This is a genomic window from Rhizobium sp. RM (assembly GCF_013390595.1).
Classification (GTDB): Bacteria; Pseudomonadota; Alphaproteobacteria; order Rhizobiales; family Rhizobiaceae; genus Agrobacterium.
This window is the reverse complement of record NZ_JACAWV010000022.1, coordinates 332,978-354,372: the sequence shown is the minus strand read 5'-3', so window position 1 is coordinate 354,372 and position 21,395 is coordinate 332,978. Positions and strand designations below refer to the sequence as shown.

20 protein-coding genes and 2 tRNA genes are annotated in these 21,395 nt (G+C 58.8%); 12 read left to right on the top strand and 10 right to left on the bottom strand.

Annotated features, from left to right (window positions below; all coding sequences use genetic code 11):
* Positions 1-5: 5 nt before the first annotated feature.
* The 3 genes from HWX89_RS18285 to recJ all read left to right on the top strand — a co-directional run bounded on the left by HWX89_RS18285 (position 6) and on the right by recJ (position 3,652).
* Positions 6-1,316: a homoserine dehydrogenase gene (locus HWX89_RS18285; protein WP_138793102.1), complete on the top strand. Its 1,311-nt coding sequence runs from the start codon at positions 6-8 to the stop codon at positions 1,314-1,316.
* Positions 1,317-1,520: 204 nt separating this feature from the next.
* Positions 1,521-1,736 carry a hypothetical protein gene (locus HWX89_RS18280; RefSeq protein WP_138793101.1) on the top strand — a complete coding sequence of 72 codons (216 nt, stop codon included), beginning with the start codon at positions 1,521-1,523 and terminating at the stop codon, positions 1,734-1,736.
* Between the two features lie 113 nt (positions 1,737-1,849).
* Complete coding sequence (gene recJ / locus HWX89_RS18275) at positions 1,850-3,652, top strand: single-stranded-DNA-specific exonuclease RecJ (protein ID WP_178340878.1); 1,803 nt, start codon at positions 1,850-1,852, stop codon at positions 3,650-3,652.
* A 255-nt stretch (positions 3,653-3,907) separates the two neighbouring features.
* On the opposite strand, the gene HWX89_RS18270 is transcribed toward recJ, so the two are convergent.
* From HWX89_RS18270 to HWX89_RS18245, 6 genes are all read right to left on the bottom strand, one after another.
* Positions 3,908-3,982 (bottom strand) — tRNA-Glu (locus HWX89_RS18270).
* Between the two features lie 393 nt (positions 3,983-4,375).
* Positions 4,376-4,450: transfer RNA gene (locus tag HWX89_RS18265), tRNA-Glu, on the bottom strand.
* Positions 4,451-4,785: 335 nt separating this feature from the next.
* Entirely contained in the window at positions 4,786-5,559 is a 774-nt protein-coding gene (locus HWX89_RS18260; protein ID WP_178340827.1) for an amino acid ABC transporter ATP-binding protein, read from the bottom strand.
* Positions 5,560-5,570: 11 nt separating this feature from the next.
* Complete coding sequence (locus tag HWX89_RS18255) at positions 5,571-6,725, bottom strand: amino acid ABC transporter permease (RefSeq protein ID WP_138792554.1); 1,155 nt, start codon at positions 6,723-6,725, stop codon at positions 5,571-5,573.
* Positions 6,726-6,728: 3 nt separating this feature from the next.
* Positions 6,729-7,922 carry an amino acid ABC transporter permease gene (locus HWX89_RS18250; RefSeq protein WP_138792553.1) on the bottom strand — a complete coding sequence of 398 codons (1,194 nt, stop codon included), beginning with the start codon at positions 7,920-7,922 and terminating at the stop codon, positions 6,729-6,731.
* Positions 7,923-8,027: 105 nt separating this feature from the next.
* The gene (locus HWX89_RS18245) at positions 8,028-9,050 is read right to left on the bottom strand and encodes an amino acid ABC transporter substrate-binding protein (protein WP_138792552.1); all 1,023 of its coding nucleotides are present in this window, start codon (positions 9,048-9,050) and stop codon (positions 8,028-8,030) included.
* Between the two features lie 373 nt (positions 9,051-9,423).
* On the opposite strand from HWX89_RS18245, the gene HWX89_RS18240 reads away from it, so the two are divergent.
* Positions 9,424-10,611: a cystathionine beta-lyase gene (locus tag HWX89_RS18240; RefSeq protein WP_138792551.1), complete on the top strand. Its 1,188-nt coding sequence runs from the start codon at positions 9,424-9,426 to the stop codon at positions 10,609-10,611.
* 9 nt (positions 10,612-10,620) lie between these two features.
* Here HWX89_RS18240 and HWX89_RS18235 read toward each other — a convergent pair whose 3' ends face one another.
* Both HWX89_RS18235 and HWX89_RS18230 read right to left on the bottom strand, forming a co-directional pair.
* On the bottom strand, positions 10,621-11,787 hold the full coding sequence (locus tag HWX89_RS18235) for an FAD-dependent monooxygenase (RefSeq protein ID WP_138792550.1): 1,167 nt from the start codon (positions 11,785-11,787) through the stop codon (positions 10,621-10,623).
* Positions 11,788-11,816: 29 nt separating this feature from the next.
* The gene (locus HWX89_RS18230; RefSeq protein WP_035261222.1) at positions 11,817-12,062 is read right to left on the bottom strand and encodes a zinc-finger domain-containing protein; all 246 of its coding nucleotides are present in this window, start codon (positions 12,060-12,062) and stop codon (positions 11,817-11,819) included.
* 170 nt (positions 12,063-12,232) lie between these two features.
* On the opposite strand from HWX89_RS18230, the gene HWX89_RS18225 reads away from it, so the two are divergent.
* The 3 genes from HWX89_RS18225 to HWX89_RS18215 all read left to right on the top strand — a co-directional run bounded on the left by HWX89_RS18225 (position 12,233) and on the right by HWX89_RS18215 (position 14,395).
* A complete protein-coding gene (locus HWX89_RS18225; protein WP_138792549.1) occupies positions 12,233-13,009 on the top strand; it encodes an alpha/beta fold hydrolase in 777 nt (258 codons plus the stop codon).
* 145 nt (positions 13,010-13,154) lie between these two features.
* Complete coding sequence (cysE, locus tag HWX89_RS18220; protein ID WP_138792548.1) at positions 13,155-13,979, top strand: serine O-acetyltransferase; 825 nt, start codon at positions 13,155-13,157, stop codon at positions 13,977-13,979.
* Between the two features lie 212 nt (positions 13,980-14,191).
* Positions 14,192-14,395 carry a DUF3126 family protein gene (locus HWX89_RS18215; protein ID WP_138792547.1) on the top strand — a complete coding sequence of 68 codons (204 nt, stop codon included), beginning with the start codon at positions 14,192-14,194 and terminating at the stop codon, positions 14,393-14,395.
* Between the two features lie 111 nt (positions 14,396-14,506).
* Here the strand turns inward: HWX89_RS18215 and HWX89_RS18210 are convergent, their stop codons facing one another.
* Entirely contained in the window at positions 14,507-15,379 is an 873-nt protein-coding gene (locus HWX89_RS18210; RefSeq protein ID WP_138792546.1) for an ATP-binding protein, read from the bottom strand.
* A gap of 206 nt (positions 15,380-15,585) precedes the next feature.
* Here HWX89_RS18210 and yajC point away from each other — a divergent pair, with 206 nt between their 5' ends.
* The 5 genes from yajC to HWX89_RS18185 all read left to right on the top strand — a co-directional run bounded on the left by yajC (position 15,586) and on the right by HWX89_RS18185 (position 20,406).
* Positions 15,586-15,933, top strand: a complete 348-nt coding sequence (gene yajC, locus HWX89_RS18205; protein ID WP_138792545.1) for a preprotein translocase subunit YajC — start codon at positions 15,586-15,588, stop codon at positions 15,931-15,933.
* 68 nt (positions 15,934-16,001) lie between these two features.
* Positions 16,002-18,569: a protein translocase subunit SecDF gene (gene secDF, locus HWX89_RS18200; RefSeq protein WP_138792544.1), complete on the top strand. Its 2,568-nt coding sequence runs from the start codon at positions 16,002-16,004 to the stop codon at positions 18,567-18,569.
* A complete protein-coding gene (locus HWX89_RS18195; RefSeq protein WP_138792543.1) occupies positions 18,569-18,961 on the top strand; it encodes an Mth938-like domain-containing protein in 393 nt (130 codons plus the stop codon). The genes secDF and HWX89_RS18195 overlap by 1 nt, the downstream gene beginning before the upstream one ends.
* Before the next feature lie 23 nt (positions 18,962-18,984).
* Positions 18,985-19,830 (top strand): phytoene/squalene synthase family protein, encoded by an 846-nt coding sequence (locus tag HWX89_RS18190; RefSeq protein WP_138792542.1) that lies wholly within the window; start codon positions 18,985-18,987, stop codon positions 19,828-19,830.
* A gap of 117 nt (positions 19,831-19,947) precedes the next feature.
* Positions 19,948-20,406, top strand: a complete 459-nt coding sequence (locus HWX89_RS18185) for a hypothetical protein (RefSeq protein ID WP_138792541.1) — start codon at positions 19,948-19,950, stop codon at positions 20,404-20,406.
* Between the two features lie 19 nt (positions 20,407-20,425).
* Here the strand turns inward: HWX89_RS18185 and HWX89_RS18180 are convergent, their stop codons facing one another.
* Positions 20,426-21,361, bottom strand: coding sequence for a DMT family transporter (locus tag HWX89_RS18180; RefSeq protein ID WP_178340826.1), 936 nt, complete (start codon positions 21,359-21,361; stop codon positions 20,426-20,428).
* Positions 21,362-21,395 lie beyond the last annotated feature (34 nt).

Genomic DNA, 21,395 nt, shown 5'->3' with positions numbered 1-21,395 from the left:
TACCCATGGCAGATTCATTGAGAATCGGCATAGCGGGGCTCGGCACTGTCGGCGCTTCGCTCGTGCGCATCCTCCAGCAGAGAAGCAACGAACTTGCGATTACCTGCGGACGCGCAATTGAGATTATTGCCGTCAGCGCGCGCGACCGTTCGCGCGACCGCGGCATTGATCTCACCGGTATTACCTGGTTTGACACGCCGGAGCAGCTTGCCAGCGAAGCCGATATCGATGTTTTCGTTGAACTGGTCGGCGGTGCGTCCGGACAGGCGGAAAATGCCGTCCGTTCGGCGCTCGCACGTGGTCTCCATGTGGTGACAGCCAACAAGGCGCTGCTTGCCAAGCATGGCGTCGAGCTGGCTGTGCTGGCGGAAGAGAAGGGCGCGCTCCTGAACTTCGAAGCGGCTGTGGCCGGTGGCATCCCGATCATCAAGGCGCTGCGCGAGTCGCTCACCGGCAACCATGTGTCGCGCATCTACGGCATCATGAACGGCACCTGCAATTACATCCTTACCAAGATGGAGAAGGAAGGGTTGTCGTTCGAGGCCTGCCTCAAGGAAGCCCAGCGTCTCGGTTACGCCGAAGCCGACCCGGCCTTCGACATCGAAGGCAACGATACGGCGCACAAGCTGGCGATCCTGACAACGCTTGCTTTCGGCAACAAGATCTCGGCTGACGATATCTACCTCGAAGGCATCACGAATATCTCCATCGAGGATATTCAGGCGGCAGCCGATCTCGGTTACCGCATCAAGCTGCTCGGCGTGGCGCAGGTGACTGAAACCGGCATCGAACAGCGCGTTCATCCGACGATGGTGCCGCTCGATTCCGTCATCGCGCAGGTGGACGGCGTGACCAACGCTGTTGCCGTCGAGTCCGATATTCTCGGTGAACTGTTGATGGTCGGTCCTGGTGCCGGCGGCAACGCCACGGCCTCGGCCGTGCTCGGCGACATCGCCGACATTGCCAAGAGCCGTCCGGGCGCACAGCAGGTGCCGGTGCTTGGCCGTCCGGCCAAGGCGCTGACCGAATATCGTCGTGCCAAGATGAAGAGCCACGAGGGCGGATACTTCATTCGTCTGACCGTGAAGGACAAGGCCGGCGTGTTTGCGTCGATCGCCACCCGCATGGCCGACAACAACATCTCGCTGGAATCGATCGTCCAGCACTCGCGCGTTCCCGTTGAAGGCGGCGCGAAGACCATCATTCTCGTTACGCACGCGACGATGGAAGATGCGATCCGCAAGGCGGTGAAGGCGATCAAGAACGAGAAGTATCTCGTCAGTGAACCGCAGGTGATCCGAATCGAGCGGACGTAAGTTTCTCTCGCAGGCAGATGATCTTCAGGAAACGGCGACATTTCAAAGATGTCGCCGTTTTTTATTGCGGTTTGTCAGTCGTGGTGACTTCAGACTGCTGAATTGCCTGCAAATTCTTGAGTTGTGATGGGACAAAGACACTGGAAAATACTCGTATTTCAGAATACGGTTAATGAAGTTCACCGAAGCGAGGGAGGCGCGGCCGTGACATCCATCATTCTCTTCAAGGATTCCAGTCCGTCGCAGGTTGCTGTTGCCCGTTGCAGGGCGCGTCATAGCGCCAATGACAATATCCGCAGCATGGAGTTCGACGTCGTCATGCGGGAGCGCAACTGGTGTTCCCTGGCGGTTTTTTCGTCGCTGCTGCTGGTCGGCACGCTTTCCATCGCCAGCCCGTTTTTCTCGATTCTGGCTTTATGACCCTACCTTCAGGCGTTTTTGCTTGAAAAACGCCGATCTGCCCTCTAGCCCATTGTTGAGACAACATGCGCCTTGATGGAAAGGCGCAAGGCAGGACAATGGACAGAATCGCAATGAATGAGCCGCTCGATGCCGTGGCCCGCGCCTTTCTCGGCGTGGAGCGGTCGGCGACTGAGCAGCGTTGGGTGTCGCGGCTCGATCAGGCCGGCCAGAACCGCGCGCTCGCCATGTCACAGGTTCACGGCATTCCGGAACTGATTGCACGCGTGCTGGCGGGACGTGGCGTGGCCGTGGATGACGCCATGGCATTTCTCGATCCGACCATCCGTTCACTGATGCCCGATCCGCATGTGCTGACAGATTGCGCAAAAGCGGCCGAACGTCTGGCGCAGGCCATTGAGCGCGGCGAAAAGGTTGCGATCTTCGGCGACTATGATGTTGACGGTGCTTCGTCTTCCGCGCTGATGTATCGTTTCCTGCATCATTTCGGCCTGACGCCGGAAATCTACATTCCCGACCGCATTTTCGAAGGCTACGGGCCAAACCGCGCCGCCATGCAGCAACTGGCCGCCAATGGCGCCACACTGATCGTCACCGTCGACTGCGGTTCGACCAGCCATGAATCGCTTTCGGCGGCGCGCGAGGCCGGTACCGATGTCGTCGTCATCGACCACCACCAGGTCGGCACGGAGCTGCCGTATGCGGTGGCGCTGGTCAATCCGAACCGTGAGGACGATCTGTCGGGGCAGGGGCATCTCTGCGCGGCAGGTGTGGTGTTTCTTGTTCTGGTCGCAACGCTGCGTCTGCTGAAAGACCGCAAGCACCGGCAGGCCTTCACGCTCGATCTCCTGTCCTATCTGGATATCGTCGCGCTCGCCACTGTTTGCGATGTTGTGCCGCTCAAGGGGCTGAACCGCGCTTATGTGGTCAAGGGGCTGATTGCGGCCCGCCACATGAACAATGCCGGGCTTGCTGCCCTGTTTCGCAAGGCGGGCCTTGGCGGGCCTGTGACGCCTTATCATTTCGGCTTTCTGATCGGCCCACGTATCAACGCCGGCGGTCGTATCGGTGACGCCGCACTCGGCAGCCGGCTGCTGACGCTTGATGATACGGTCGAGGCGGAAGTCATTGCCGAGAAGCTGGATGAGCTCAATCGCGAGCGTCAGGCGATGGAAGCCGCCATGCTGGCTGAAGCCGAGGCTGAGGCGCTGTTTGAATATGGCGACGGCACAGGTGCCGGCGTGATCGTCACGGCGCGCGAGAACTGGCATCCGGGTATTGTCGGCCTACTGGCCTCGCGCCTCAAGGATCGTTTTCGCCGTCCGGCCTTTGCCATTGCTTTCGATCCCTCGGGGAAGGGCACGGGCTCGGGACGCTCGATCAATGGTTTCGACCTTGGCAAGATGGTGCGTACCGCCGTGGACATGGGGCTGCTGGTCAAGGGTGGCGGTCACGCCATGGCGGCCGGTCTCACCGTCGAGCGTGCCAATCTCGGCAAACTGAGAGCCTTTTTCGAGGAGAGCGCTGCCAAGACGGTCAGTACGCTGGTTGAAAACAGCGTTCTGAAGATTGACGGTGCCATCGGTGCATCCGGCGCGACCCTGCAACTGATCGACCAGCTGGAGCAGGCCGGGCCATATGGCTCCGGTCATTCGCAGCCAGTCTTTGCGATTCCAGCCCACCGCCTGCGCGATGTGCGCCTGGTTGGCACCTCGCACGTCAAGGTGACGCTGGAGGCGATGGATGGCTCACGGCTCGATGGTATCGCATTTCGTGCCGCAGAGGCGCCTCTGGGGCAATTGCTGCTCAATTCTCGCGGTAAGCTTCTCCACGTCGCAGGCACGCTTGGTGCGGATCTGTGGCAGGGACAGAAGCGCGTGCAGCTTCGTCTTCTCGATGCTGCCCTGTCTCCCTGACAAGTCTGCCTGATAGCGCTCCGGCGGCGTCCTGACGGGCCGCAAGGCCAGCAGGTTACACTCTTCCTGCAGAGAGCCCGATACGCCAAACCGTTGCGCGGTTTTTGCGGCGCTGGTCTGCGTCTGAAAAAGTATTCAAGCCGAGGGGAGGAGGACCGAAATATCGCGATACGGTTCACGTCAAGTTTGATCGCAAACGTATGTCGCGACGTTCAAGACGTTGCTGTAACTCTATGATTTTATGAGAGAAGCAAGTGGCACGCCCTAGGGGAGTCGAACCCCTCTTTTCAGAATGAAAATCTGACGTCCTAACCGATAGACGAAGGGCGCGTGCGCTTGTGGTGTGGCGCCCTTATAGTCAGGCTCCGGATTCTCCGCAAGCGGCAAAATGCATTTTTTTCGTCTGAACGGCATTTTTTTTAATTGGCCGCCGAAGCCTGTGGAAAACTGGCTTCAAAATCGGCAAGCGATTGAAAATATGAGGATATTCTAAAGGGCCTAAACGGTGAGGTGCGCCGAAGGCACCTATATTTTCGCTGACATCATCGGGTGCGGCTATGATCCGACAAAATGATGCGCAGCGGACGCGTGACGACCGGGGAGGTGTCCTCGAAGCGTTGTTCTGGGCGATGGATAAGGCAGTGAAACTGGAGACGCAGATCGACAGATCAAAGCAATGTTTGAAGCCAGATCAGATTGTCTTGGGGAGATTAACCCCACAAGTGGCACGCCCTAGGGGAGTCGAACCCCTCTTTTCAGAATGAAAATCTGACGTCCTAACCGATAGACGAAGGGCGCGTGCGCTTGTGGTGTGGCGCCCTTATAGTCAGGCTCTTGAATGTCCGCAAGCGGAAAATTGCATGATTTGACAAAAAAATGACAAGGCGCTCCAGAAGCCCTGCAAAACAAGGATTTTCGTTTCGTAACAGATAGTTAATTCGTACCGTTGAGGTGCTATTCAGCCCTGTTTCGAGCCTTTGATCGCCGGAAACGTCACAAGAGATTCGAATTTCCGGAATCGCTGCGGCCCAGAAAAATCGCCGAAAACTGCGATCGGCCAATAAAAAACGGGGCCATTGAGGCCCCGTCTGATGAAGGTTCGATGTTTCTTCGATCCTGGTGAAGAATCTGGCCTAGTGCAGAATCTGGCTGAGGAAGAGCTTGGTGCGCTCGTGCTGCGGATTGTCGAAGAACTCCTGCGGGGAGTTCTGTTCGACGATCTGGCCCTGATCCATGAAGATCACCCGGTTTGCCACCTGACGGGCAAAACCCATTTCGTGGGTCACGCACAGCATGGTCATGCCGTCTTCGGCAAGGCTCACCATCGTATCCAGCACTTCCTTGACCATTTCCGGGTCAAGTGCCGAGGTCGGTTCGTCGAACAGCATGATCTTCGGCTTCATGCACAGCGAGCGGGCGATTGCCACACGCTGCTGCTGACCACCGGAAAGCTGGCCGGGATATTTGTTGGCCTGTTCAGGGATCTTGACGCGCTTGAGGTAGTGCATCGCCACTTCCTCGGCCTCCTTCTTCGGCATCTTGCGAACCCAGATCGGTGCCAGCGTGCAGTTTTCCAGGATCGTCAGATGCGGGAAGAGGTTGAAGTGCTGGAACACCATGCCGACTTCGCGACGCACTTCATCGATCTTCTTCAGGTCGTTGGTGAGTTCGATACCGTCAACGAAGATGTTGCCCGACTGGTGTTCTTCCAGACGGTTGATGCAGCGGATCATGGTCGACTTGCCGGAACCGGAAGGGCCAGCAATGACGATGCGCTCGCCGCGCATGACCTTGAGATTGATGTCGCGCAGCACGTGGAAATCGCCGTACCACTTGTTCATGCCGACTATTTCGATTGCAACGTCGGTTGCCGAAACGGCCAGTTTTTTTGCTTGGGTTTCTGCCATTTGAGCGTCCCTTATCGTTTGTGCCCGGTGTCGAGGTGCCGTTCCATGAAGGCAGAATAACGCGACATGCCGAAGCAGAATATCCAGAAAATGAAACCGGCGAAGATGAGGCCGGTAATGGGCGTGACAGGCGTGATCCATGTCGTGTCGGTAAAGTTCAGGCGGACGATGCCGAGCAGGTCGAACATACCGATGATCGAGACGAGGGACGTATCCTTGAACAGGCCGATGAAGGTGTTGACGATGCCTGGGATAACCAGCTTGATCGCCTGCGGCAGAATGATCAGACGCATCTTCTGCCAATAACCGAGACCGAGAGAATCGGCGCCTTCGGACTGTCCCTTGGGGATCGCCTGCAGGCCGCCACGGATCACTTCGGCCATATAGGCAGAGGCGAAGAGGGCGACACCGACCAGCGCACGCAGGAAGTTGTCGATCGTCCAGCCTGTCGGCAGGAAGAGCGGCAACATCACGTTGGCCATGAACAGAACCGTGATCAGAGGCACACCGCGCACCACCTCGATGAAGGTGACACACAGCATCTTCACGACGGGCATGTTCGACCGACGGCCGAGTGCCAGAAGAATACCGAGCGGCAGCGATACCGCGATACCGACGAAGGACAGGATCAACGTCACCATCAGGCCACCCCAGAGCGGGGTTTCGACACGTTCCAGTCCGAAGCCGCCATGCAGGATGAAGAAGGCAACGACCGGGAAGATGACGAACAGCAGAAGGGCGTTCAGGCCCTTGTGCGGCAGCTTGGGGATGAGCAGAGGGACGAGGAGGGCGATGAACAGGATGCCGACCAGCATCGGACGCCAGCGCTCATCGAGCGGATAACGACCGAAGATGAACTGCGAAAAGCGATCCTGTACGAATGCCCAGCAGGCACCGCTCCAGCCATCCGGCTGGACGCCGCCCTGTGCAACGCTGAGGCAGGCGGTGCGGTCTGCACCGAACCAGCTTGCCTGCAGGAAAAGCCAGTTGATTGCGCCCGGAAGAATGGCGAACACGATCAACAGACCGATGATCGTCAGGATCACGTCCTTGGGCGTTGCCAGGAGGTTGCTGCGCACCCAGCCGGCAATGTTCTTTTCGCTGTGCGGCGGAGGCTCCGGCGCAAGCATGCTGGAACGAACGAAGTGAATGTTTCTGGTGTCCATGGTTTATCTCTCCACCAGAGCCATCTTGGCGTTGAACCAGTTCATGAACAGCGACGTCGCGAGACTGATGCTGAGATAAACGACGATCCAGATCGAGACGATTTCAACAGCCTGACCGGTCTGGTTCATGGTCGTGCCGCCGGTGGAAACGAGTTCCGGATAACCGATGGCGACGCCAAGCGACGAGTTCTTCGTGAGGTTGAGATACTGGCTTGTCAGCGGCGGAATGATGATGCGCATTGCCTGCGGCACCACAACGAGGCGCGTGGTCAGCCCCGGCTGGACGCCGAGAGCCGTCGAGGCTTCCGTCTGGCCCTTGGAAACGCCGCGAATACCGGCGCGGATGATTTCCGCGATGAAGGCGGCCGTATAGAACGACAGGGCCAGGTAAAGCGCGAAGAATTCCGGCAGGATCGTGCCGCCACCCGTCAGGTTGAAACGTCCGGCTACAGGAATGTCGAACGTGATGGGTGCGCCGAGCGCCAGGAAGGTAATGAGCGGCAGTCCGATAATCAGCGCGATGGCGGTCCAGAGGATCGGGAACCGCTGGCCGGTCGCCATCTGGCGCTTTGTTGCCCATTTGTAGACCCCAACGGTCGCGATGATCCCGACAAGGATCGCTACCGCGATCATCCAGGCGTTTTCGCCCCAGATGGGCTTGGGAAACACCAGGCCGCGGTTGTTGAGGAAAACGTTGAATGGCAGCGCGAGGGATTCGCGCACGTTCGGCAGCGCTCTGAGGACGCCCGAATACCAGAAGAAGATGACCAGCAACGGTGGGATGTTGCGGAACACTTCAACATAGACGGTGCACAGCTTGGCAATCAGCCAGTTGCCGGAAAGGCGGCCGATACCGACGATGAAGCCGATGATCGTTGCCGTGACGATGCCGATTGCCGCAACCATCAAGGTGTTGAGGAAGCCGACAACGAGTGCTCGTCCATAGGTGGAGTTGCTGCTGTATTCGATCAGCGTATCGCCGATATCGAAACCGGAACGGCCTGCGAGGAAGCCGTAACCGGACGCGGTGTTGGAACGCGCGAGGTTCGTCGCCACGTTGTGCCCGATCCACCAGACGGAGATCACCAGAACAACGATGGTCAGAATCTGGAAGGCGATAGAACGAATTTTGGGATCGTAGATCAATGAGCGGGTCGTTCGCCCGCCGGAAGGCGCAATTGTAGCCTGATCAGTCATGCTTGCCCGGTCCCCGAAAGATATGGCCTGTTTGGCCCATTGTTTTGTTTTTATAGGCAGACAAGGCGGCCAGCGGCCGCCTTGTTCAGTGTTTTATGCGACCGCTTAGCGGATCGGCGGTGCGTATTGCAGACCGCCCTTCGACCACAGAGCGTTCAGGCCGCGCTCGATCTTGAGCGGGGTGCCCGTACCGATGTTGCGCTCAAAGACTTCGCCGTAGTTGCCGACGCCCTTGATGATGTTGTAGGCCCAGTCGTTGGTCAGGCCGAGGTCGGTACCGATCTTGGTGTCGGCTTCAGCGCCGAGGAAGCGGCGGATGTCCGGGTTGGTCGAGTTCTTCATCTCGTCGACGTTGGCTTTGGTGATGCCGAACTCTTCAGCCTGTACCAGCGCGTAGCCAGCCCAGGAAACGATGTCGAACCACTTGTCGTCGCCCTGGCGAACGGCCGGGCCAAGCGGCTCCTTGGAGATGATTTCCGGCAGAACGATATGGTCATCCGGGTTGCTCAGCGACAGGCGGATCGAATACAGGCCCGACTGGTCGGTGGTGTAAACGTCGCAACGGCCAGCCTGGTAGGCGGCGTTCACTTCTTCGAGCTTTTCGAAGACGACCGGGTTGTACTGCAGGTTGTTGGCCTTGAAGTAGTCGGCGAGGTTGAGTTCGGTGGTCGTACCGGACTGAACGCAGACGGCTGCGCCGGACAGTTCAAGAGCGGACTTTACGTTGAGGCTCTTCGGGACCATGAAGCCCTGGCCGTCGTAATAGTTGACGTAACGGAAGTTGAAGCCGAGCGCGGTGTCGCGGCTGATCGTCCAAGTGGTGTTACGTGCCAGGAGATCGATTTCGCCAGACTGCAGAGCGGTGAAGCGGCTCTGTGCGGTCGTGGGCGTGAATTTTACCTTTTTGGGATCGTTGAAGATAGCAGACGCGACTGCGCGGCAGTAATCGACGTCGAAGCCAGTCCATTCACCAGCCGAATCCGGCGATGCGAAACCTGCAAGACCTGTGTTGACGCCGCACTGAACGAAACCCTTTGCCTTAACGTCGTCCAGTGTCGCAGCCGAAGCGAATGACGCTCCCCCCAAAACCGCAGCGCCAACAGCGGCTGACAGAATTGCCTTTTTCATTTTTCCCAACCTTTGTTTGTTCTCATCTAATTGGAAGAGGGTCTGCGTGATTGTGTTCCCCCAGTTCCCCCTTCGGCGTATCTTTTTGATCCGCCTTGTACATCACAGTCGACATTCCGGCTTGGGTCAAGACTTGCGAGCAATAATTGTGCCTACAAAACGGAATTTTCCAAAATTTGACTTTAAACAGTGCATAGGATGAAAAAATAAGCATGTTTTGGCAAAAATTTACGCGTGCATATTTTTTGTATACTTTTTGCGTGCTGTTTTTGAGGCAAAACGGTACGGTTCGGTGTCATCGTTGAGGGCTTGACCTTGGGTTGCGCGCTCAGCATTGTCGCTCGCGTCAAACATCTTCGAAAGCTGATCCGCAATGACCAAGAAAAATGACCTGCGCGCAGGCGCAGGTGTGAATACCCGCCTGGCCCATGGCGGCAACGACCCGTATGACTGCTTCGGTTTCGTCAATCCCCCCATCGTTCGTGGTTCCACGGTCCTTTTTCCCGATGCGAAGACGCTTGCGACGGAAGACCAGAAATACACTTACGGCACGCATGGCACGCCCACGACGGATGCGCTCTGCAATCTGGTCAACGAGCTGGAGGGTTCTGCCGGCACGATTCTCGTGCCATCGGGTCTGGCTGCTGTCACGGTTCCGTTTCTTGCCTACCTCTCGGCCGGCGATCACGCCCTGATCGTGGATTCGGTCTATTTCCCGACACGGCGTTTCTGCAATGTGATGCTGCGCAAGCTCGGCGTAGAGATCGACTATTACGATCCTTCGATCGGTGCAGGCATCGAAAAGCTCATTCGCCCGAACACCAGGCTCATCCACACCGAAGCGCCGGGTTCAAACACCTTCGAAATTCAGGATATCGCGGCGATCACTGCCGTCGCGCATAAATATGACTGTGTCGTCACCATGGATAACACTTGGGCGACGCCGCTTTATTTCAAACCGCTGGATTTTGGTGTCGACGTGTCGATCCATGCGGCGACGAAATATCCCTCCGGTCATTCCGATGTGTTGATGGGCTTCGTGTCCTCCAACGAGAAGCACTGGAAGGCGCTTTACCAGGCCAATGCCAATCTCGGCATCTGCGTGACGTCGGATGACGCCTACCAGATCCTGCGCGGCCTGCGCACCATGGGCGTGCGGCTGGAGCACCACCAGAAAAGCGCGCTCGACATCGCCACATGGCTGGAAGGCCGCGACGATGTGCTGCGGGTTCTGCATCCGGCCTTGCCGAGCTTTCCGGGGCACGATCTCTGGAAGCGCGATTTCAAGGGCGCTAGCGGCGTGTTCTCCTTCGTGCTCAAGGCGGAAGACGGAAAGTTCAAGGAGGCGGCGCAGGCCTTCCTCGATGCGCTGACGTTCTTTGGTCTCGGTTATTCCTGGGGCGGTTACGAATCGCTGGCCGTCATGGTGTCGCTGGCCGACCGAACCGTCGCCAAGGGCCCGAGTGAAGGTCCGGTCATCCGTCTGCAGATCGGTCTTGAAGATGTTGCCGATCTCAAGAAGGATCTCGAGATCGGTTTTGCAGCCGCTGCGGCGGTCTGAGCAGAGCGATCAGCCTTCGGCGCGGTAGCCGTAGAGCCAGTCAAAGTCCTTGAGAAAGGCCTGAGTCGGGCGCGTGGCGAAAACAAAGTCCCTTCCCAGGCGGAAGGGACCGCGGGCGTGATAGGCGAAACGATTGACGGAGGCCCGCTTGCGGGCCTTTTCAATGCGCGGCAGACGCAGGGCCTCGAAGGAGGCCAGCGCCTGCGGCAAGGGCAGGGCACCCGTGACCTTGCCCGCCAGTTCGAAGGCGTCCTCGATGGCCATGGCGGCGCCCTGCGCGGCAAAAGGCATCATCGCGTGGGCGGCGTCGCCGATCAGCACGGTATCGCGGCCATTGTGCCAGTGTCCGGCACCGGCCTGGTACAGCGGCCAGAAGGTCGGCTGTTCGGCAGAGGCGAGCAATTTGACGATTTCCGGGTTCCAGTCGCGAAACTGCTGCATCAGCATCGTCTTGTGCTGGCCGCTCGATTCTGCCCGCCATGTGGCGCCGGGGTCCGGGCCAAGCGCAATCGCCACGATGTTGAGGCCACCGACCTCTTTCAGAGGATAGGCAACGATGTGGCCGCGCGGGCCTAGATAGGCCGTGACGGCGCGCTTGTTGACGGAAGACGGCACATCGCGGTCGTTGACGGTGAAACGCCAGGCGACATTTCCCGAAAAGGTCGACAAGGGTGCTGACGGCACGGAAAAACGTGCGGCAGACCAGACGCCATCGGCACCGACTATCAGGTCGTGATCGCGAAAGGTGAGGGCGGCGATGGTCTCGGCTTTTGCATTCTCGATACGCTTGCCAAGATGCAGATGGCAGAGCGGATTGCGCATCACCGCCTCATGGAGCGCCCTTTGCAGGGTGGCGCGGTGAAGAACGCCGTAAGGCTGGCCCCAGCGGGAGCGCGCAACTGCGCCGACCGGCAGGGAAAGAAGCGTGGCAAGCGATTTTCCGGATGCGAGGTCGATGCTGACCGGCTCGGTCCAGCGCGCTTCGAGCTGCGGCAGCACCTCGAGTTCCGCCAGAATGCGGGCGGCGTTCGGCGAGACCTGAAGACCGGCGCCGACTTCTGCAAGTTCGGGTGCCTGTTCGAGAATGTCGCAGCTCACGCCCTTGCGGGCAAAAGAAAGCGCAGCGGTAAGACCGGCGATGCCGGCACCGACAATGGCAACGGATTTAACGGGCATTGGAAGCCCCAATCAGGAAAAAGGAGGGATCAGGCCGCCTTCACGTGAAAGACGCAGCCCGGAGGATTGGTCTGCTCGGCTTTCAGCGACGGGTTGTAGCGGTAAAGCGTGGAGCAGTACGAACAGACTTTTTCGTTGTCGTCACCCATGTCGATGAAGATATGGGGGTGATCGTAGGGAACCGAAGCGCCGGTGCACATGAATTCCTTGACGCCGATCTCGATCATGCGGTGTCCGCCGTCGTTCTGGAAGTGGGGAATGGAATGCCCGGCCATGCTTGTCTCCAAATGCGAAATTGTGGGTGAGCCTCACGCCGTCAACGCGGCCAGGCTCATTGTTGCGGATATGTAGCCTCAAACGCGTTGCATCTCCATAAAAATCGTCAGGAAAACATGTTCAACCATGCGATTTCCTGCCATATGGTCCGGCAAAAAGGATGTCTTTGATGAATCTCAACACGCCGCAGTTTTCCGATTTTTCTCACGATGGCCTGCGTCTGGCCTATTTCGATGAGGGTGATCCTGCTGGCGAGCCGGTTTTACTCATTCATGGCTTTGCCTCCAGTGCCAACGTCAACTGGGTTCATCCCGGATGGCTGAAGACGCTGGGCGAGGCGGGATACCGGGTGATCGCCATCGACAATCGCGGCCATGGCGCAAGCGACAAACCGCATGACACGGAGGCTTATTATCCTTCCGTCATGGCTGGCGATGCCGTGGCGCTGCTCAATCATCTGGGAATTCCGGAAGCGCATATCATGGGATATTCCATGGGCGCCCGTATCTCCGCCTTTCTGACGCTGGCGCATCCGGAACGGGTGCGGTCTCTGGTATTCGGCGGGCTCGGCATCGGCATGGTCGATGGCGTTGGCGACTGGGACCCTATTGCCGAGGCGCTGCTTGCGCCGTCGCTCGATGTGGTGACGCATGAGCGTGGCCGCATGTTCCGGGCGTTTGCCGATCAGACGAAAAGCGACCGGCTGGCGCTGGCTGCGTGTATCGAGACCTCGCGTGTTCTCGTCAGCCGCGAAGACATGGGCAAAATCGACGTTCCGACATTGATCGGCGTTGGCACCAAGGACGATATTGCCGGTTCGGGTGAAGAGCTTGCCGCCCTGATGCCGCATGCACGCGCCATCGACATTCCCGGCCGCGATCACATGCTTGCCGTCGGCGACAGGGTGTTCAAGGCTGCGGTTCTGGAGTTTTACGCCAGTCTCTAAAAGCCGGGTCCGGCAAGAAACGCTTTTTCATCAATGATGAAGAAAAACTGAGGCTATCCCGCCTTTAAAGTCGTCGTTCGAATCCCATTTCTAACGGACGTCTTTTTTTGTATAAAGAACGACCACGTTCATGAGGAGGCCATTCATGGTCGCACGTACCGAGGCCCGTCAGCAGGATCAACTGGCGATCGTCGACCCGATCTGGGGAAGTCTGCTGCACGAGGCGCGCACCGCTGCTGCGCAAGATCCGCTGCTGTCGGCATTCCTGTATTCGACCATCCTCAATCATCGTTCGCTGGAAGAGTGCGTGATCTACCGGATCTGCGAACTCCTAGACCATCCCGACATGCAGGCCGTTCTTCTGCGCCAGACGTTCCAGGAGATGCTGGAAGACTGGCCGGAATGGGGCAGTGTGCTGCGCGTCGATATCCAGGCCGTCTATGACCGTGACCCGGCCTGCACGCGGTTCATGGAGCCGCTTCTGTATTTCAAGGGTTTCCACGCCATCCAGACGCACCGCCTCGCGCACTGGCTGCTGCAGAAGGGCCGCAGGGACTTCGCGTTCTATCTGCAAAGTCGTTCGTCCTCGATCTTCCAGACGGACATCAACCCGGCTGCACGGATCGGCAAGGGGATCTTCCTCGATCATGCGACCGGGCTAGTCGTCGGGGAAACCGCCGTGATCGGCGACAACGTGTCCATTCTGCATGGTGTGACGCTGGGCGGTACGGGCAAGGAAGGCGCCGACCGCCATCCGAAGATCGGCAATGGCGTGATGATCGGCGCAGGCGCCAAGATTCTCGGCAATATCGAGATCGGCAGCTGCTCGCGCATTGCCGCAGGTTCCGTCGTTCTGAAACATGTGCCGTCCAAGACCACCGTGGCGGGTGTTCCGGCGCGCGTGGTAGGAGAGGCCGGGTGTTCCGAGCCCTCACGCCTGATGGATCAGGTCATCGGCGCCGATATCTGACATGTGATCAAACGTCCGTGTGGAACATGCGGACAGTTTCCCGCTTTCACTTTACTTTCGCCGTTAAGCCATGCCAAAAGCGGCGCACTTGACGCGAACATTCGGGATCGGAACCGGTCTTGGTGTGGCGTGGAATTTTCAGAAGCACGGCGTCCTTGTGGCGCGCCCTGGATGGGTGCGCGGCGCCGTGGGAACCGCACAGGAGAACAGTGGTGAAAGCCGACGAAATCAAAAAGCTCGACGCCTATTTCAAGCGCACCTTCAACCCCGAAATGGTGGTCAAGGCCCGTCCGCGCAAGGACGATTCCGCTGAAGTCTATCTCGGCGACGAGTTCCTGGGTGTTGTCTACATCGACGACGAAGACGGCGACCGTTCCTACAACTTCTCCATGGCGATCCTCGACGTGGATCTCTGATCGTCGCCGCAAGGTGATGTCAGGTCATGTGACTTAAAAAAGAACGCCCGCAACGGTCTTCGTTGCGGGCGTTTCTGTTTGTTTGCGATGATGCATCACTGCGCGGTGATATTATCTGTCGAGCGGCTTGCGCAGGCGGCCAGCGGCATCCTGAATATATTGCCAGGCGACGCGACCGGAGCGTCCGCCACGCGTCGTTGCCCATTCCAGCGCTTCGTGATGCAGCGTCTGCTTGTCCAGACCCAGATCGAAATGCGCAGCGTAGCTGTCGATCATCGTCAGGTAATCGTCCTGGCCGCATTTGTGGAAGCCGAGCCAGAGGCCGAAACGGTCCGACAGCGACACCTTTTCCTCGACGGCTTCGGATGGGTTGATGGCGGTCGACTGCTCGTTTTCCATCATGTGGCGCGGCAAGAGGTGGCGGCGGTTGGAGGTTGCGTAGAACAGCACATTGTCCGGCCGTCCCTCGATGCCGCCGTCGAGCGCTGCCTTCAGCGACTTGTAGGCGGTATCGTCGTGGTCGAAGGACAGGTCGTCACAGAAGACGATGACGCGCTGCGACGACGATTTGAGGATGTCGAGGAGGGCGGGCAGGGTATGGATATCCTCCCGGTGAACTTCCACCAGCTTCAGCGATACGCCGCTTGCGGCACGCACATCTTCGTGAACGGCTTTGACCAGCGAGGACTTGCCCATGCCGCGTGCGCCCCAGAGCAGCACGTTGTTGGCGGCAAAACCCTCGGCAAAACGCAGCGTGTTTTCATGCAGGATGTCGCGCACATGGTCTACACCGCGGATGAGTTTCAGCGCGATGCGGTTGGGGCGTGCAACCGGCTGCAGCCAGGAATTGGCAGGCACCCAGACGAAGCAGTCGGCAGCATTCCAGTCATTTACGGCCGGGGCGGGGCCGGCAAGGCGTTCTACGGCGGTGGCCAGTCTGCGCAGTTCTGCAAGAAGAAGGGACGCGGTTTCTTCCTGAATCATGATGTTTCTCCCGCTTTTGGCATGTTCAAAACGATGTTTTCGGCCCCGCCTAGCATGGCGTTTCGGGCACATAAAGGTTAAGAGGTCCGGAATCGGTACGGCGTGCCCCTTGCATCTGTTGCATTCACGGCGTTCCCCACTATATTCCGGCGACTTGAAAGCTGGGGCGGCATCTTTGGATGGTGCTGTAATCTGAGGAGTTTTATATGTTCATTAGTCAAGCTTTTGCGCAGGATGCAGCAGGCGGTACGTCTGCACTCGGCTCCGGCCTTGAGATGCTTTTCCTGTTTGCACCGCTTATGGTGGTCTGGTACTTTTTCCTGATCCGCCCGCAGCGCGCGCAGATGAAAAAGCGTCAGGAAACCCTGTCTTCTGTTCGCCGTGGTGATCAGGTCGTTCTGGGTGGCGGCATCGTTGGCAAGGTGACGAAAGTTATCGACGACAATGAACTCGAAGTTGAAATCGCCGAAGGCGTGAAGATCCGTGCCGCACGCGCTTACATTGCTGAAGTGCGCGTCAAGGGCGAAGTGGTCAAGACGGAAGCCGCTTCCTGATCCTGCCGGAATAACGAACCTTTGACGGGTTGCGGATTCCGCGACCCCCAACCCTGACCGAGATCGAAATGCTTCATTTTTCCCGTTGGAAAACAGTCTTTATATGGCTGCTTGTTCTGGCAAGCGTCGTCATCGCCTCCGCCAACCTGTTCTCAGACAAACAGTTGGCCAGCATGCCCGCCTGGTACAAGGACAACAAGGTAACGCTCGGTCTCGACCTTCAGGGCGGTTCGCATATCATGCTCAAGATCGAGCGTTCCGACATCGTCAAGGAACGCCTCGAAACCATCGTCGGAGACGTGCGCACGCAGCTCCGCGATGCCAATATCCGCTATTCCGGCCTTGCCGGTAACGGACAGCAGGTCCAGGTTCGCATCAGCGATCCGGCTCAGCTCGAAGCGGCGAAAACCGCGCTTCGCGATCTGACCCTGCCTGTCTCCCACGGAACGCTGGTCGGTGGCACCGTCACGGAAGTGACGATGAGCGATGGCGACAACAATTCTCTGCGTCTCAACCTGACCGACGAGGGTATCGATTACCGTCTGTCGTCGGCTGTGTCGCAGTCGATCGAAGTCGTTCGCCGCCGCGTCGACGAAGTCGGCACCACCGAGCCGCTGATCCAGCGTCAGGGTGGCGACCGCATCATCGTGCAGGTGCCGGGCCTTCAGGACCCGCAGCGCCTGAAGTCGCTTCTGAACCAGACGGCAAAGCTGTCGTTCCGCATGGTCGACACCACCATGCCGGTGCAGGAAGCCATGAATGGCCGTCCGCCGGCCACCTCTGAAGTTCTCTATTCGCAGGACGATCCGCCGGTTCCTTACCTGGTCGAACGCCGCGCTCTCGTTTCGGGTGACAACCTCGTTGACGCGCAGGCAAGCTTCAACCAGCAGAACAACGAACCGGTCGTGACCTTCCGCTTCGACAGCCGCGGTGCGCAGCGCTTTGCCCAGGCAACGCAGCAGAACGTCGGCAAGCCCTTCGCCATCGTGCTCGACAATCAGGTGATTTCCGCACCGGTGATCCGTGAGCCGATCATCGGCGGTTCGGGCCAGATTTCCGGCAACTTCTCCGTTCAGGGTGCAAACGATCTCGCCGTGCTATTGCGCGCCGGTGCACTTCCGGCAACGCTGACGGTGGTTGAAGAACGCACCGTCGGTCCAAGCCTCGGTAACGACTCCATCACCGCGGGTCTGACGGCCAGCGCCATCGGCGCGGTCGGCGTTCTGCTCTTCATGTTCGTTTTCTATGGCTTCTTCGGCCTGCTTGCGAACATCGCGCTCGTCGTCAACATCGTCATGCTGCTGGCGGTGCTCAGTATTATCGGGTCGACACTGACACTACCGGGTATTGCCGGTATCGTCTTGACGATTGGTATGGCGGTTGACTCCAACGTTCTGATCTATGAGCGCATCCGCGAAGAGGTGAAGAGCGGAAAACCGCTGATATCTTCGCTCGAAAACGGCTTCTCACGAGCCTTCGCGACGATTATCGACGCCAACCTGACGACACTGATCGTCGCCAGCGTGCTGTTCTACATGGGTACCGGTCCGGTCAAAGGCTTCGCCGTTACGCTGGCTGTCGGTATCATCACCACCGTCTTCACGGCCTACACGCTGACGGCGTGGATGTTCGGCTTCTGGGTTCGCCGCAGCCGTCCGAAGCATCTGCCGAAGGGTGTTCGCACCGCCATGTTCGATGGCCGCGATATTCCGTTCATGCGGTATCGCCGTCTGGTCTTCATGATCACCGGCGCGGTCATGCTGGTCTGCGTTGGCGGTTTCGTCAGCAAGGGTCTGAACCTCGGTATCGACTTCCAGGGCGGTTCGGTCATCGAAGTCCGTGCCAAGCAGGGTGAAGCTGATCTGGCCGATATCCGCGAACGCCTGAGCCAGCTCAACCTCGGCGAAATCCAGGCGCAGAATTTCGGCACGCCGCAGGACGTTCTGATCCGTATTCAGGCGCAGGAAGGCGGCGAAAATGCCGAGCAGTCTGCGATCACCATGGTGCGTGGCGAACTGGAAGACAATTACGACTTCCGCCGCGTTGAAGTGGTTGGCCCTGCCGTTTCCGGTGACCTGACCTTCACGTCCACCATTGGTATCCTGCTCGCGATGGGCGCGATCATGGTCTACATCTGGTTCCGTTTCGAATGGCAGTTCGCCCTCGGTGCGGTTATCTCGATGGTGCATGACGTGGTGTTCACACTCGGGTTGTTCGTGTTCCTTGGAATAGAATTCAACCTGACGAGTATCGCGGCGATCCTGACCATCATCGGTTACTCGCTGAACGATACGGTCGTCATTTACGACCGAATCCGCGAAAACCTCAGACGCTACAAGAAGATGCCGCTGTCGATGATTATCGACGTGTCGCTCAACCAGACGCTGTCGCGCACGATCCTGACGGGTCTGACGGTTCTGCTGGCGCTCTTGGCACTCTACCTGTTCGGCGGCGAAGTCATTCGTTCCTTCACCTTTGCCATGCTGTTCGGCGTCGGTATCGGTATCTTCTCCTCGCTCTACATCGCGGCTCCGGTGCTGATTGCCTTCAAGCTGCGCCCTGATAGCGCCGATGCGGAAGACGAGAAGGAAGATGCTGCCAAGAACGGCACCATCGGCGGCAAGCCTGCCGTCTGATGGCTGGCGGTATCGAAATACGCCCGGCCCATTTTCCCGGCCGGGCGCCCATCGACGCTTATGGCAACGGCGGATTTCGCTTTGCGGACATGTCGCATCGCGGTTCGCTGCTGTGCCTGCCTTCCGGCATCCACGGCTGGGCGCCGGTGACGTACAGCGATCTGGCGCTTGAGCATTTCGAAAAGGTGCTTGCCGAAGCGCAGGACATTGAAGTGCTGTTGCTCGGCATGGGTGACGGCATGCGGGTGGTTCCGAAGGAACTGCGCGCTGTCTTCAAAGAGGCGGGCATATCGGTTGATCCGATGAGCACGGGGGCTGCGGTGCGGACCTACAATATTCTGCTTTCGGAATCGCGTGCCGTCGCTGCGGCACTGATCGCGGTCGAAGGCTAAAAAGACGGACCTCGCGGGGAACGATGGCGCGCCAAGAAAATCTCGACATCTGCCTTGCGACGTTGCGCGACACCGATCGCGACCGCTATCTTTCCTGCCTGCTTTCGCCTGAGGACAAACGGTCCTCTCTGGCGGCGCTATATGCCTTTAACGCCGAAATCGCCCGCATTCGCGATCTGGTGCGGGACGCCTTGCCCGGTGAAGTGCGGATGCAGTGGTGGAGCGATCTGCTGGAAGGCAATCCGCATGGCGACAGCCAGTCGCATCCGGTTGCGGCAGCACTCCTCGACACCATCGAGAAACACCGTCTGCCGCGTCAGGTTCTCCTCAACATGATCGAAGCGCGTATCTTCGATCTCTATGACGACGTGTTCGAAGACAGAAACGCGCTCGAGGGTTATGCGGGTGAAACCGCCTCGGCGCTTATCCAGCTTTCCAGCCTCGTCCTGTCGCCCGAGGATGCTGCTGCCAGCGCGGAAGCTGCCGGCCATGCCGGTGTGGCGCAGGCCATGGCGGGGCTGCTGCTGCTCATGCCGCTGCATCGCCGTCGCGGCCAGGTCTATATTCCCGCCGACATGCTGGCGGCTGCCGGTCTCAACCGTGAGAGCTTCCTTGAGGGCGACGACAGGCAGCGCATCGGTATCGCCATTGAACTGTTTGCTGTTCATGGGCTCGATCATCTTGCCAAGGCAAGGGCGCACAAAATTTCACCGCAGGTCTTTCCGGCCTTTCTGCCTGTCGCCATGGCAGGCCCGGTGATCTCTGCTGCCAGGAAGGCCGGCGCCGGTCTTCTGGACGGTGGCGTGCAGCTTTCGCAGCTGCGCCGCCAATGGCTTCTGGCAAAGGCATCCTTCCTCAAGCGATTCTGAGGGAAGAATTTTCACACCCAAACTCCACGCAAGCCTCGGCTGGTATGAACCGGGGATCGGGTTCGCGCGTTCAGAGTCGCGAATCACACCAGCCACTTGCCCGAGGGAGCGTCGCGGATGAATTTGGCGATCTGGATCATCGTCTTCGTGTTGCTTGCAGTCTTCGCTTTTTATGCCCTGCGCATGTCGCGGGCGACCGACGACGACAACAGTCATGATGTCGGTCAGGCAATCATGGATTTTGCACGGGCGTTCCCGAACGAGGCGATCCGCAGCCTGCACATGACGGTGGATGGAAAGACCGCCTTCGTGCGCCTGCACGACAACAAGGCGGGCTTCATGCGCAACATGGGCTCACACTATGCCTGCATCCTGATCGATCCCGAGCGCATCCGTGTGGAAAGTCTGGAAAGCGGCGACGGTTTTGTCGTGAGCTTTGAGGACATGCCGAAATATAGCGGTGCATACCGCTTCAAATCGGCGGGAGAGGCGGCCGAGGTTTCTCTGTGGCTGCTTGGCAGCCTCGTTGAAGCGCAGGACCACCACGCGCACGACTTGCCGCCCTCGCACGCCTGAGGCCACGCCTTCAACGTTTTTACTGCGTGTCGAGCGGCTGGGTTGCGCCGGCGTGCTTGCGCTCCCGCCAGATGATGAACAGCCCTGAAGCCACGATGATGAGAATGCCGAGCCATTTCGACGGGGTCGGGAAATCGGCAAAGAATACGTAGCCGAGCACGGTCGCGGAGATGATTTCGAAATACTGGAACGGCGCCAGCAGAGACAGTGGCGCCAGCCGGAATGCCTGCACGATCAGCAGGTGCATGTAGCCCGATATCGATCCGAGCAGGATCAGCAGAATGAGATGCGATCCATTCTGCGGCAGCGAGATTGCAAAGTCCTTGTCGCCAAGGCTGTCACCGATCAGCAGTGCCGCGCCCATGAACACGGTGCCGGCAATACCGGCCATGGTCTGCATGGTCAGCGGGCTGTCGGCATCGCCAATGGCGCGGTTCATGAAAAGATAGAGCGTGTAGAGGAAGGCGCAGACGACGGGCAGCAGCGATGTCCAGCCGAAGATCGCAAAACTCGGCTGGATGACGATCAGCGCGCCGCCAAAGCCGACGGCAATTGCCGTCCAGCGTTTCCAGCCGACCTTTTCGCCGAGGAAGATGGCCGACATCATGGTCAGCATGAAAGGCTCGACGAAATAGATCGCGAACACATCCGCCAATGGCATGTATTTGACGGCGGCAAAGAAGGTCAGGCTGGCGGCGGCATGCAGGATGCCGCGCAGGAAATTCATCCAGGGACGTTTGGCGGTGAACAGCGCCCTCGGCGACACCACGAGGATGAGGGGCAGGGTGCAGAGCAGCTGGAAGAAGAATCGGTAGAAGGTGACCTGCGCCGGCGACATGCCGCCGCTGACGGCCATATATTTGGCGATCGCATCCATGACCGGCAGCACGATCATGCAGCCCGCCATAATCATCATGCCTCTGACCGTATCGCTGAAGCCGGAATTCATCGTCATCTGTCGTCCTGGGCTTTCAGCCGATATGTTCAAA